This window comes from Rhodococcus sp. Q1, from assembly GCF_004153645.1.
In the GTDB taxonomy this organism is placed as follows: Bacteria; Actinomycetota; Actinomycetes; order Mycobacteriales; family Mycobacteriaceae; genus Rhodococcus; species Rhodococcus gordoniae.
Genome location: NZ_SDMJ01000003.1, coordinates 95569 through 108189, shown reverse-complemented (window position 1 = coordinate 108189; position 12621 = coordinate 95569). Strand labels below are relative to the sequence as shown.

Annotated in this window: 12 protein-coding genes; 7 read left to right on the top strand and 5 right to left on the bottom strand. The window is 68.4% G+C overall.

Translation table 11 applies throughout. The annotated features are described in order from the left end of the window. The first annotated feature begins 23 nt into the window (after positions 1–23). The gene (locus tag EQ874_RS08995) at positions 24–842 is read left to right on the top strand and encodes an enoyl-CoA hydratase-related protein (RefSeq protein ID WP_064063348.1); all 819 of its coding nucleotides are present in this window, start codon (positions 24–26) and stop codon (positions 840–842) included. A 28-nt stretch (positions 843–870) separates the two neighbouring features. Here the strand turns inward: EQ874_RS08995 and EQ874_RS08990 are convergent, their stop codons facing one another. The 3 genes from EQ874_RS08990 to EQ874_RS08980 are packed head-to-tail and all read right to left on the bottom strand — an operon-like array spanning position 871 to position 3131. Then, positions 871–1599, bottom strand: a complete 729-nt coding sequence (locus EQ874_RS08990; RefSeq protein ID WP_016932500.1) for a uracil-DNA glycosylase — start codon at positions 1597–1599, stop codon at positions 871–873. A gap of 3 nt (positions 1600–1602) precedes the next feature. Next, complete coding sequence (locus EQ874_RS08985; RefSeq protein ID WP_129976571.1) at positions 1603–2130, bottom strand: gamma carbonic anhydrase family protein; 528 nt, start codon at positions 2128–2130, stop codon at positions 1603–1605. Between the two features lie 11 nt (positions 2131–2141). Next, a complete protein-coding gene (locus tag EQ874_RS08980) occupies positions 2142–3131 on the bottom strand; it encodes a thiamine-phosphate kinase (protein ID WP_129976570.1) in 990 nt (329 codons plus the stop codon). A 109-nt stretch (positions 3132–3240) separates the two neighbouring features. Here EQ874_RS08980 and EQ874_RS08975 point away from each other — a divergent pair, with 109 nt between their 5' ends. Continuing rightward, positions 3241–3843 carry a DUF3515 domain-containing protein gene (locus EQ874_RS08975; RefSeq protein ID WP_207213517.1) on the top strand — a complete coding sequence of 201 codons (603 nt, stop codon included), beginning with the start codon at positions 3241–3243 and terminating at the stop codon, positions 3841–3843. 127 nt (positions 3844–3970) lie between these two features. Here the strand turns inward: EQ874_RS08975 and EQ874_RS08970 are convergent, their stop codons facing one another. Further along, entirely contained in the window at positions 3971–5548 is a 1578-nt protein-coding gene (locus tag EQ874_RS08970) for an acetyl-CoA hydrolase/transferase family protein (protein ID WP_242496699.1), read from the bottom strand. 314 nt (positions 5549–5862) lie between these two features. Between EQ874_RS08970 and EQ874_RS08965 the strand changes: the two genes are divergently transcribed. The 5 genes from EQ874_RS08965 (at position 5863) to EQ874_RS08945 (ending at position 11511) form a co-directional block, all read left to right on the top strand. Beyond that, positions 5863–7995 (top strand): DEAD/DEAH box helicase, encoded by a 2133-nt coding sequence (locus tag EQ874_RS08965; RefSeq protein ID WP_129976569.1) that lies wholly within the window; start codon positions 5863–5865, stop codon positions 7993–7995. 252 nt (positions 7996–8247) lie between these two features. Further along, complete coding sequence (gene ectA, locus EQ874_RS08960; RefSeq protein WP_347400872.1) at positions 8248–8718, top strand: diaminobutyrate acetyltransferase; 471 nt, start codon at positions 8248–8250, stop codon at positions 8716–8718. Positions 8719–8779: 61 nt separating this feature from the next. Beyond that, a complete protein-coding gene (ectB, locus tag EQ874_RS08955) occupies positions 8780–10069 on the top strand; it encodes a diaminobutyrate--2-oxoglutarate transaminase (RefSeq protein ID WP_129976568.1) in 1290 nt (429 codons plus the stop codon). Positions 10070–10127: 58 nt separating this feature from the next. After that, positions 10128–10526: an ectoine synthase gene (locus EQ874_RS08950; RefSeq protein WP_064063344.1), complete on the top strand. Its 399-nt coding sequence runs from the start codon at positions 10128–10130 to the stop codon at positions 10524–10526. Between the two features lie 49 nt (positions 10527–10575). Beyond that, positions 10576–11511 carry a D-isomer specific 2-hydroxyacid dehydrogenase family protein gene (locus EQ874_RS08945; protein ID WP_129976567.1) on the top strand — a complete coding sequence of 312 codons (936 nt, stop codon included), beginning with the start codon at positions 10576–10578 and terminating at the stop codon, positions 11509–11511. Positions 11512–11549: 38 nt separating this feature from the next. Here EQ874_RS08945 and ligD read toward each other — a convergent pair whose 3' ends face one another. Further along, positions 11550–12497 carry a non-homologous end-joining DNA ligase gene (gene ligD, locus EQ874_RS08940; RefSeq protein WP_129976566.1) on the bottom strand — a complete coding sequence of 316 codons (948 nt, stop codon included), beginning with the start codon at positions 12495–12497 and terminating at the stop codon, positions 11550–11552. Positions 12498–12621: the final 124 nt, after the last annotated feature.

The window sequence follows — 12621 nt, the reverse complement described above, 5'->3', positions numbered from 1 at the left end:
CTGCGGCCGGATATCGTGCGGGAATGACCGAGAACCAAGTTTCCTTTCCTGCCGGCAACGGCTCTCTTCACCCGCTGGTGAGTGTGGAGGACCGGGTCCTGCGGATCGCCGTGGCGACCTCCGAGTACGGCACCTCCCTGTCCCCCGCGGGAATGGAGCAGGGCATCGCGGCTCTGCGGGCGGCAGGCCCGGAGATCGGCGCCGTCCTGCTCGTCGGCGAGGGCGCGAACTTCTGTGCGGGCGGCAACGTCCACGGATTCGCCGCGGCCGAGGATCGTGGCGCCCACCTGTTCGAGGTCGCGAGTCTCTTCCACGACTTCGTCCGTGAGCTGAACAAGGCCGCCGTCCCGGTCGTCGCCGCCGTGCACGGCTGGGCTGCGGGCGCCGGCATGAGCCTCGCGTTGCTCGCGGACATCGCGCTCGCCGGCCCGGGTACGAAGATGCGCGCCGCGTACCCCTCGATCGGTTTCTCGCCCGACGGCGGGATGTCCTGGACCCTGCCGCGGATCGTCGGTCCGGCGCGGGCGCGCGAGATCATCATGACCGATGCCGTGATCGGCGCCGACGAAGCCGTGCGTCTGGGTCTGCTGAGCCGGCTCGTCGCCGACGGGGAGATCCAGGGCGAAGGGTTGCGGCTCGCCCGGACCCTCGCCCACGGCCCGACGCAGTCCTACGCCTCGATCCGCTCGCTCGTCGCCGAGTCGGCAGGACGGTCGCTGTCGGAGCACCTCGACGCGGAAGCCGCCGCGATCTCCGCGGCCGCGACGAGCCCCACGGGCATCGAGGGCGTCGATTCCTTCGTCGCCAAGCGCCGCCCCGACTGGGATTCGATCCGCGCCTGACGATCCGGTATCGGTGACGGACCGGTGGTCAGGGCAGTCGCCAGTCCACCGGTTCGCCGCCCTGTTCGACGAGGAGAGCGTTCGCGCGGGTGAACGGACGCGACCCGAAGAATCCGCGGGAAGCCGACAGCGGGGACGGATGCGCCGACTTCACGGTGGGCGCACCGCCGAGCATGGGCTCGAGGGTCGCCGCGTCGCGGCCCCACAGGATGGCGACGAGCGGGGTACCGCGCGCGACCAGCGCGCGGATGGCCTGCTCCGTGACCGCCTCCCAGCCCTTGCCCCGGTGCGAGGCCGGCTGGCCCGGCGCGACCGTGAGCACCCGGTTGAGCAACAGGACGCCGTGCTGCGTCCACGGCGACAGGTCGCCCGTGGACGGCTGCGGCAGATCGAGATCCTCGGTGTACTCGCGGTAGATGTTGGCGAGACTGCGAGGGATCGGACGGACGTCCGGAGCCACCGAGAAGCTCAGTCCCACAGCGTGACCGGGAGTGGGATAGGGATCCTGCCCGACGATCAGGACGCGTACCGCCTCGAAGGGCTGGGCGAAGGCACGCAGCACGTTCGGGCCGGACGGCAGGTAGCTGCGTCCCGCGGCGAGTTCCGCGCGGAGGAACTGCCCCATGGCGGTGATGTCGTCGGCGACGGGTTCGAGCGCTCGGGCCCACCCCGGGTCGACGAGTTCGGAGAGGGGGCGGCCGGATCGGGGTTCACCCTCTCCACCGGACGCGGACTGTGTGTCGACGGTGTCGGCCACCTGTCACTCCTGGTCGATACGGCGGAGGGCGGTCCGGTAGTAGGCCGCGTTCGCTGCGTACATCTCGGCGTTGGCGTCGAAGTTGTTCTCGGGAACCTCGTACCCCTCGCGGACCTTGGCGGGGATGCCCATCGCCATGCGGCGGGGCGGGAGTTCGAATCGCGGAGGGATCAGGGCGCCGGCGGCGACCTGGGCACCGGCACCGATGACCGAGCCGTTGAGGACGAGCGAACCCGACCCGATCAATGCACCGTCACCGATGGTGGAGCCTTCGATGTGCGCGTTGTGACCGACGACGCACCGCGCACCGATGACGGTGGCCTCGATCGCGGTGCAGTGGATGATCGTGCCGTCCTGGATGTTGGTCTTCTCCCCCACGGTGATCGTGCCGTAGTCCCCGCGCAGCACCGCCGAAGGCCACACGGAGGCCCCGGCACCGAGGGTGACGTTGCCGATCACGACCGCGTCGGGGTGAATCCATGCGTCGGGATGGATATCGGGGACACGCTCGCCGAGTGCGTAGACAGCCATGACTGCAGAACCTATCTCGAGTCGGGACCCTGGGATGCAGCGCCCGGCGCGAAGCTCTCCCAGCCTCCGGATCCCTCCCGGCCTTCCCCGTCGACGGTGACACCGGCGCCCTCGAGCACCACCCCGATCGGCCGCCATCCGTCCGGCAGGGCGACCCCGCGCGGGAAGCATGCCGCGAGGGCGTGGTCCTCGCCGCCGGTGAGGATCCACTCCCACGGATCGGCCGACAGCGCCTCGCCGGCCTTCCGGAGCTGCGTGTCGGGAGTGAGCGCGTCGGAGTCCAGGTCGATCGCGACTTCCGAAGCTGTACAGATGTGCCCGAGGTCGGCGACGAGACCGTCGGAGATATCGGTGCAGGCGTGGGCACCCGCCGCCGCTGCGGCAGGACCTGCAGCGTAGGGCGGAGTGGGCACGAGATGCGACGCGACGAGCTCGGGGAACTCCGGGTTGCCGGCAAGCAGCAGAGCGAGGCCGGCTGCCGAGCGGCCGGTGCTGCCGGCGAGTGCGACGACGTCACCGGGACGGGCGGTCGAGCGGAGCAGCGGGAGTCGGCCCTCGAGGTCGCCGAGCACGGTGACCGACACGATCACCTGGCCGGCCTGCACGAGGTCGCCCCCCACCACTCCGGCACCGATCTCCTCCGCGGCCTCCCCGATTCCCGCGGAGATGCCGTCGAGCACGGCGACGGGAGTGTCGGGCGGGCACCCGAGACCGACGACGAAGGCGGTGGGGCGTGCCCCGACCGCGGCGACATCCGCTCCGTTCTGGGCGACGGCCTTGCGCCCGACCTGTTGCGGGCCGGACCAGTCGAACCGGAAGTGACGTCCTTCGACGAGCATGTCGGTGGAGATCGCGATACGGCCGTCGACCGCTGCCACGACCGCCGCGTCGTGGCCCGGACCGACGAGCGTGCTGCGTGGCTGTCGCCGTGCCCTCACCGCCCGTTCGATCACGGGAAACTCCCCGATGTCGGAGACGGTGGGTCCGGTCGGGTTCGTCACGGTGACGGTCGCCTCTTTCTCGGTCGGCGGCGGGAGAGAGCCGGCACGTGTCCTGCTACGTTCGGTTCACGCTACCGCCCCCTGTCCCCGAGCCCGGATTCTGGACACGATGAACGACACCTCTGCTTCCGACCGCGAACCCTCCGACGACGTCCCCGGCGAGACGCCCGAAATGGATGCGACCCGCCGCAGTCCCGCCCTGATCGCCACGGCGATCGCACTGCCCGTCGCTCTGCTGGTCGGGGTGGTCGTGGCGGCCGTGACGGTGTCCCGGTCACCTGTGAACACGCCCGTCGGTCTGGGTCCCGTGCCCGCCCCCGAGGCCGAATCCGAATCGTGCGCGCAGTTGCTCGCGGCCCTGCCCGAGGAGCTCGGCGACTACACGCGCGCCGAACTGGCCGACCCGGCTCCGGTGGGCGCCGCGGCCTGGCAGTCCGACGAGGGCGACGAGGTGGTCCTGCGCTGCGGTCTCGACCGGCCCGAGGAGTTCGACCAGGCAGCGGCTCTGCAGGTGATCGACGAGGTGCAGTGGTTCGAGGTGTCGGGGGCCGAGCAGGGCATCCCGGCGAGCACGTGGTTCACGGTCGATCGTCCGGTCTACGTGGCGCTGACCGTGCCCGACGGTTCCGGGCCGACCCCGTTGCAGGACATCACGGCGGCGATCGAAGCGACGCTCCCGCAGCAGCAGATCGATCCGGCGCCGATCCGCTGAGCCGGACATACCCTGCGGCGGGTCACCGAGCCGGACATACCGGGCGAGGGGTCACCGAGCCGGACGAAGGTCGGCCCCGGCACCGTGGATGTGGTGCCGGGGCCGACCTCGTTCGTCGCCGCGTCGATCAGGACGCGTGCATGGTCCCCGTGCGCTGGTAGCGCTCGTGGAAGGAGAACGCCTCACCGAGCAGGTGCGGGGTGTGGCCTGCTCCGGGAGCCGCTTCGGCGCGCTCGATGTAGTCGAGCAGTTCGGCGCGGTAGTCGGGATGCGCGCAGCGCTCCACGACGACCCGCGACCGACGACGGGGAGACAGGGCGCGAAGATCGGCGAGACCCTGTTCGGTCACGATGACCTGCACGTCGTGCTCTGTGTGGTCGACGTGCGGCACCATCGGAACGATCGAGGAGATCGCGCCGCCACGGGCGGTCGACGGGCTCAGGAACATCGACAGGTAGCCGTTGCGCGCGAAGTCGCCGGAGCCACCGATGCCGTTCATGATACGGGTGCCCATCACGTGGGTGGAGTTGACGTTGCCGTAGATGTCGGCCTCGAGCATGCCGTTCATGGCGATGATGCCGAGTCGGCGCACGATCTCCGGATGGTTGCTGATCTCCTGCGGTCGCAGCACGATGTGATCGCGGTAGAAGTCGATGTTCTCGACGAAATCCTTCAGACCCGCTTCGGACAGCGCCAACGAGGTCGACGAGGCGAATCGGACGGTGCCGTGCTTGACGAGGTCGAGCATGCCGTCCTGGATGACCTCCGAGTAGCAGGTCAGCCCCCGGTAGGGTCCGCTGTCGAGGCCTGCGAGCACGGCATTGGCGACATTGCCGACGCCCGACTGCAACGGGAGCAGGGTGTCGGCGGGCAGCCGTCCCGCAGCGACCTCGTGTGCGAAGAAGTCGAGGACGTGGTCGGCGATCGCCCGACTGGTGGCGTCCGGCTCCGTGAGCGCCGTGGCACTGTCGGGCCGATCGATCTCGACCACCGCGACGACACGTTCCGGATCGATCCGGAAGTAGGGCTGCCCGATGCGGTCCTCGACGCCGGTGAGGTCGATCGGCCGGCGGTGCGGCGGGAGCGCCGTACCGTAGTAGACGTCGTGCACGCCCTCTATCGCGGAGGGGATCCACGAGTTGACCTCGAGGATGACCTTCTCGGCAACGTCGAGCCAGGTCTTGCTGTTCCCGATCGACGTGGCGGGGATCAACTCGCCCGTTTCGGTGATGCCGGCAATCTCGACGACGGCGACGTCGACGTGTCCGTAGTAGCCCTCCCAGACCTGCTGCGCGACATGCGACAGATGGATGTCGACATAGTCCATCCGGCCCTCGTTGATCCGTCCGCGTGCGGTGGGCTCCGCCTGGTACGGCATACGCAGCGCGATTCCGTCGACGTCGGCGAGCATGCGCTCGACGTCGGAGGCGACCGACGCACCGGTGAGGAGATTGATCCGGAAGTCGCCGCCGGTCGCCCGGGTGCGCCGGATGCGCTCGGTGAGGGCCGGGGGCACGGCCTTCGGGGTGCCTGCGCCGGAGAAACCGCTGATAGCGACGGTGTCGCCGGGACGGATGCACTGCACCGCATCCTGCGCCGACATGATCTTGTTGCGGTAGGTCTCATGACGTACCCGAGCCTCGGCCGGGCTCACGACGACCGACTCCACAGACGGCGCTGCGGGGGATGAAAGGGCTGCGTACATGACGACGACCATAGCGGCGCGGATGATCCGCTCGTCACACTCGGGCCGGACCGGCGAGCGCCGTCACCAATGTGGACACAGAGTGTCACGAGTCGCACTCCAAGATCGATACCATCGGAAATTGTTGTTCCGCAATATTTTACATCATAATTTCCCGCCACCCGGAGTGACACTCGGTGCCACCCTACTTGCGGAAGCACGTGTGGTCATCGCCTCCACGGTATCCCCGTTCGCCGCCGCATCGGTACCGTTCACCGCCCGCGACGAACCGCTCACCGCTGCCGTGACGGAACGACGTCGGGCACGATTGCAGCATGACGAACTCCACCGAGCTTTTGCGCGACGACGCCGAGCATCTCCTCCGCGAACTGGCGGGTCCCGACGCCCGGCTCCGCGGCGACCAGTGGGTCGCGATCGAAGCGCTCGTGGTGCACCGTCGCCGCGCCCTCGTCGTGCAGCGCACGGGCTGGGGGAAGTCGGCCGTCTACTTCATCTCCGCCAAGTTGTTGCGTCGGCAGGGCCGGGGTCCGACCGTGATCGTCTCGCCGCTGCTCGCGCTGATGCGGAACCAGGTCGCGGCCGCCGAGCGGGCCGGCGTCCACGCGGCGACCATCAACTCCGGCAATGTCACGGAGTGGGACTCGATCCACGAGCAGATCGCGGCGGGCGAGGTCGACGTACTCCTCGTGAGCCCCGAGCGCCTCAACAATCCCGACTTCCGCGACCAGGTGCTACCGTCTCTCGCCCGCGATGCCGGACTGGTGGTCGTCGACGAGGCGCACTGCGTGTCGGACTGGGGTCACGACTTCCGGCCCGACTACCGCCGAATCCGCACCCTCGTCTCCGAACTCGGCGACGACATCCCGGTGCTGGCGACGACCGCGACCGCCAACGATCGGGTGGTGGCGGACATCGCCGCACAACTCGGTGTGGGCGGGAACGCCGATGTCGACGGAAGCAGCGATCCCGGCCCCGGCGAGACACTCGTGCTGCGCGGCGGGCTCGACCGTCCGTCGCTGCACCTGTCGGTGGTGCGGATCGACGAGCCGGCACGGCGTGCGGCGTGGCTCGCGCAGCATCTGAAGGACCTGCCGGGCTCGGGCATCGTCTACGCGTTGACGGTCTCCGCCGCCCGCGACCTCGCAGCGCTCCTGGCCGACCACGGTTACGCGGTGGCCGCGTACACCGGGCAGACCGAACCGACCGAACGCGAACAACTCGAGGCCGACCTGCTCGACAACAAGGTCAAGGCACTCATCGCCACCTCGGCACTCGGCATGGGTTTCGACAAGCCCGACCTCGGCTTCGTGGTCCATCTCGGTGCCCCGTCGTCGCCGATCTCCTACTACCAGCAGGTGGGGCGCGCGGGTCGCTCCACCGACCGTGCCGAGGTGGTCCTGCTCCCCGGCCCGGAAGACCGCCGGATCTGGCAGTGGTTCGCGTCCGTCGCCTTCCCGGACGAGACTCTCGTCCGTCGTGTGATCGAGGCGCTCGATATCGAACGGCCGGTGTCGACCCCCGCCCTCGAACCTCGGGTCGACCTCACCCGCTCACGCCTGGAGATGGTCCTCAAGGTTCTCGATGTCGACGGAGCTGTGAAGAGGGTCAAGGGTGGCTGGATCGCCACCGGGCAGCCGTGGGTGTACGACGACGAGCGGTACGGGCGCCTCGAGGAGGCACGCGCGGCGGAGCAGGAGGCAATGCTCGAATACGAGCACACCACCGAATGCCGCATGGTCTTCCTGCGTCGCCAGCTCGACGACCCCGGACTCGATGCGCAGGGCACCGGCTGCGGTCGCTGCGACAACTGCACCGGCTCCCGATGGGCGACGTCCGTCGGCGACGACGAGGTCGCCCGGACCCGGGCCCGACTCGAACGCCCCGGCGTCGATCTGCCGCCGCGCCGCCAGTGGCCCACCGGGATGTCGACGCTCGGGATTCCCCTGTCGGGACGGATCGCGGACGGACCTCGTCCCGGCCGCGTCCTGGGTCGGCTGTCGGATCTGGGCTGGGGGCCTCGACTCCGGGAACTGCTCGACGGGCCGGATCGCGAGGTACCGAAGGCGGTGGTCGACGCGTCGATCGCGGTGCTCGCCGCGTGGGACTGGGAGGAACGACCGACCGCGGTCATGGCGCTGGAATCCCCCGACCACCCCCTCCTCGTGGAGTCCCTCGCGTCACGATTGGCACAAATCGGACGATTACGAGATCTAGGTGTACTACGACGCCGTAGCGGGAATACGGAGCCCACGGCAGCGAACTCGGCATACCGGGTCGCCGCGTTGATCGATGCGTGGGAACAACCCGACACGGTCGGGTCGAGTGGTCCGATCCTCCTCGTCGACGCGGTGACCGACACCGGCTGGACGTTCACCATGGCGGCGAGAACCCTCGTCGCCGCGGGAGCCGACGCGGTGTTGCCGTACGCACTCGCGAGCCCGAAGTAATCGCCACGAGGAGGACCGACGTAACATGTTTGTGACCGGTATCACAACATGCGCTCCACCTGCACGGACCACAGGGTTCCGATCCCGATTCCGGGCATCGAGGTGATCTCGATACCGGAAGTTGTTAGGTTGAAAGGACATATGAGGCCCGTCAAGGAAAGAAGTACCCCGACCCCCGACTCGGCTGAATCGAATATCGCGACCACCCCTCGGGGCGTGGCCGCATCCGAGTCCGGTAGTGAGCCGGCTGCAATCGAATTCCGGCGTCCGCGTATCGCCGACGGTAGACGACTCTGGCAGATCGCGCGTGATTCGCAGGTTCTCGACGTCAATTCCGGTTACGCATATGTGTTGTGGTGTCGCGATTTCGCCGACACATCGGTTGTCGCAACCGACGATACCGATCGCCCTGTGGGGTTCGTGACCGGCTACCGCCGTCCCGATTCCCCGCACACACTGTTCGTCTGGCAGGTCGCGGTCGACGCCGATCAGCGTGGACGCGGAGTGGCGGGCCGCATGCTCGATGCCCTCCTCGACCGACTCGAGCCGCTCGGCGTGACCCGTCTGGAAACGACGGTGAGCCCCGACAACGAGGCATCGATCGCAATGTTCACCGCTCTCGCACGTCGCCGTGGAACGCATATCACTCGCACAGAGTTGTTTGCACCCGACGATTTCCCCGATTCCCACCTGGCCGAGGATCTGTACACCGTCGGCGAATGATCGCAGCGCATCTGCGCGCGGAAATCCCATAATCTTCGAATAATCACAGGAGGACCACGACATGACCATCCTGGAAAACAAGCCCGAGACCACGCCCAATTCCGACACCGCAATTTTCTCGCACCTCGAATCCGAGGTCCGCAGTTACAGCCGCGGTTGGCCCGTCGTTTTCGACAAGGCATCGGGATCCTGGCTGCGCAGCGAGGACGGGAAGGACTACCTCGACTTCTTCGCCGGCGCCGGAGCCCTGAACTACGGCCACAACAACCCTGTTCTCAAGTCGGCGCTCGTCGACTACATCATGGGCGACGGCATCACCCACGGCCTCGACATGCACACCGTCGCCAAGCGCACGCTCCTCGAGACCTTCGAGTCCCACGTGCTCGCACCCCGCGGCCTGGACTACAAGGTCCAGTTCCCCGGCCCGACCGGCACCAACGCGGTCGAGGCGGCGCTCAAGCTCGCCCGCAAGGTCACCGGCCGCGAGTCGATCATCAACTTCACCAACGCTTTCCACGGTATGACCCTGGGCGCCCTGTCGGTGACCGGTAACTCCATGAAGCGCGCCGGCGCAGGCATCCCCCTCGTGCACGCCACGCCGATGCCGTTCGACAACTACTTCAACGGCGTCACCGAGGATTTCCAGTGGTTCTCGCGCGTCCTCGACGACGCGGGCAGCGGACTCAACCGTCCCGCCGCGGTCATCGTCGAGACCGTGCAGGGTGAGGGTGGCGTGAATGTCGCTCGCCCCGAATGGCTTCGCGCTCTCGCCGACCTGTGCCGGGAACGCGACATCCTGCTCATCGTCGACGACGTGCAGATGGGCTGCGGCCGCACCGGTCCGTTCTTCTCGTTCGAGATCGCCGGCATCACGCCCGACATCGTGACCCTGTCCAAGTCGATCGGTGGCTACGGAATGCCGTTGGCGCTCACCCTGTTCAAGCGTGAGCTCGACGTGTGGGGGCCGGGCGAGCACAACGGCACCTTCCGCGGCAACAACCCGGCCTTCGTGACGGCCGCCGCCGCCCTCGAGCACTACTGGTCCGACGACAAGCTCGAGCGCGAGACCCTGCGCAAGGGCGAGCGCATCCGTCAGACCTTCATGAACCTGTCCGACATGTTCGACGGTGTCTCGACCCGCGGCCGCGGCCTGGTCCAGGGTCTGGTCTTCGAGAACCCGGACGACGCCGAGAAGGTCTGCGCCCTGGCCTTCGAGGAGGGTCTGCTCGCCGAGACCTCCGGTCCGTCGGACGAGGTCGTCAAGCTGCTGCCGCCGCTGACCATCACCGACGACGAACTCGAGTTCGGGCTCAACATCCTCGCGGAAGCGACCGCCAAGGTCCGCTCCTGAGCGGTCCGCTTCTCCGCCCGTCCCGAACCGATTTGCAGAAGAAGGACTTTCGACACCCATGATCGTTCGCACGACAGAAGAGATCACCGGCACCGAGCGCGATGTCGTCTCCGAGGACGGCCAGTGGCGCAGCAAGCGCATCATCCTCGCCGGCGACAAGGTGGGCTTCTCGTTCCACGAGACGACCATCGAGCCCGGCACCGTCAACGAGTTCCACTACGCCAACCACGTCGAAGCCGTGTGGCTGGTCGAGGGCACCGGCAAGCTGCAGGATCTCGACAACGACGTGGAGTACGAGCTCGCCCCGGGCTCGATGTACCTGCTCGACGGGCACGAGCGTCACCGTGTGCTCCCGGAGACGCGGATGCGCATGCTCTGCGTCTTCAACCCCCCGGTGACCGGCCGCGAGGTGCACGACGAGAACGGTGTGTACCCGTTGATCGAGGAACCCGCCTGAGCGCGGTAACCACGTGACCGATGCGGGGCGGACGCTTAGAGTCGAGAACATGACTCCCGAGCGTGCGCCCCGCATCGCTGTCGGTCCCGAGCGCGACCCCCGCTTCGAACGGGCGGTCGCGGCTGGGGGCGGTGTGTGCTGCAGGCTCGAGGACGCCCCCGACGCGCTCGTCTGGACTGCCGGGCCACAGAACTTCCCCGAGGCCCTACCCGCCTCCGTCCGTTGGGTGCAGCTCCCCTCCGCCGGAGTCGAGTACTGGTTGTCGCAGGGTGTCGTCAAGGCCCACCCGCGGGTCACCTGGACGTCCGCCGCGGGCGCGTACTCGGCGGCCGTCGCCGAACATGCCCTTCTCCTTCTCCTCGCCGGGGTCCGGGCGTTACCGGCGCACCTGGCCGCCACATCGTGGGCACCCGAGAGCCTCGCTCCGGCCGTCGGCACCCTCCGGGGCGCGACCGTCGGGATCGTCGGCGCAGGTGGTGTCGGCCGGGCGCTGATCCCGATGCTGGCCGCACTGGGCGCCCACACCCTCGCCGTCACCCGGAGCGGCCGTCCCGTACCCGGGGCCGTCGAGACATTCCCCGTCGAACGGATCGACGAGTTATGGCCTCTCGCAGATCATGTCGTCATCTCCGCAACGGCCACCCGAGACGTCGAGACCCTCGTCGGCGCCACTGAACTCACCGCGATGAAATCCACGGCGTGGGTCGTCAACGTGTCCCACGGCGAACTCGTCGACACCGATGCCCTCGTCGCCGCACTCCGGTCCGGCGCGATCGGCGGCGCAGGTCTCGACGTCACCGACCCCGAACCGCTCCCGGACGATCATCCGTTGTGGACCCTGCCCAACGCCGTGATCACACCCCACGATTCCAATCCGCCGCCGCTACGTATCCCGGCCTATCTCGAGCACGTCACCGAGAACGTCACGCGCTTCGCATCCGGACTCGTACCGATCGGGGTCGTCGACCCCAGCGCCGGATATTAGGCCGCGGCTGTCAGGCCACGCCCACGAGGCCACCGGGCTCACTCCGACCCCTTCTCCTGCTTCTCGTCGCGTTCCGCCCATTCGAGCAACGGATCGAGGGAGAAGACCGCGTCGTCGATACCCGCGTGCAGGTCGCCGAGCTCCTCGACGCGCTGCGGTACGGTCCGGATCGTGAAGTCCCTCGGGTCGAGATCGTCGATCTCGTCCCACCGCACGGGGGTGGAGACCGTCGCCCCGGGCACACCGCGGACCGAATAGGCACTGGCGATCGTGTGGTCGCGCGAGTTCTGGTTGTAGTCGACGAAGACCGCCGCCGGGTCGCGTTCCTTGCGCCACCATGCCGTGGTCACGTCGCCGGATGCGCGCCGTTCCACTTCACGTGCGAAAGCCCATGCGGCCCTTCGGACGTCGTCGAAACCCCATTCGGGTGCGATGCGAACGTAGATGTGCAGACCGTCTCCTCCCGAGGTCTTCGGCCAGCCCACGGCACCGAGCTCGTCGAGCACTTCGTGCGCCACCGCCGCGACGCGCCGGACCCGGCCGAAATCGCAGTCGGGCATCGGGTCGAGGTCGATCCGCCACTCGTCGGGCCGCTCCACGTCGCTGCGCCGCGAGTTCCAGGGATGGAACTCCACGGTCGACATCTGCACGGCCCACACGACGTCGGCGAGATGGGTGACGCACAGCTCGTCGGCATCACGGTCGTAGCGCGGGAAGTGCACCCGGACGGTCTCCACCCAGTCCGGCGCCCCGCGGGGCAGCCGCTTCTGGTGCACCTTCTGCCCTTCGAGCCCGTCGGGGAACCGGTGCAGCATGCAGGGCCGTTCGCGGAGCGCCCGGACGATCCCCTCCCCCACGCTCAGGTAGTAGTTCGCGAGGTCGAGCTTGGTCGCCCCGATCTCGGGGAAGTACACGCGCTCGGGGTGCGAGATACGCACCGTGCGACCGTCCACGTCGAGCTCGACTGCATCGGCGTCCTTGCTCATCGGCGCCTCCCGCCTTTCCCTCTCGTGCACCATCCTCGCCTCTCGATTCCCGCCTCGGTGAGGAAATACACCACCGACGCACGATTTCCTCCGCCCGGCACAGCGGGACGCTAACGTCGAAGCG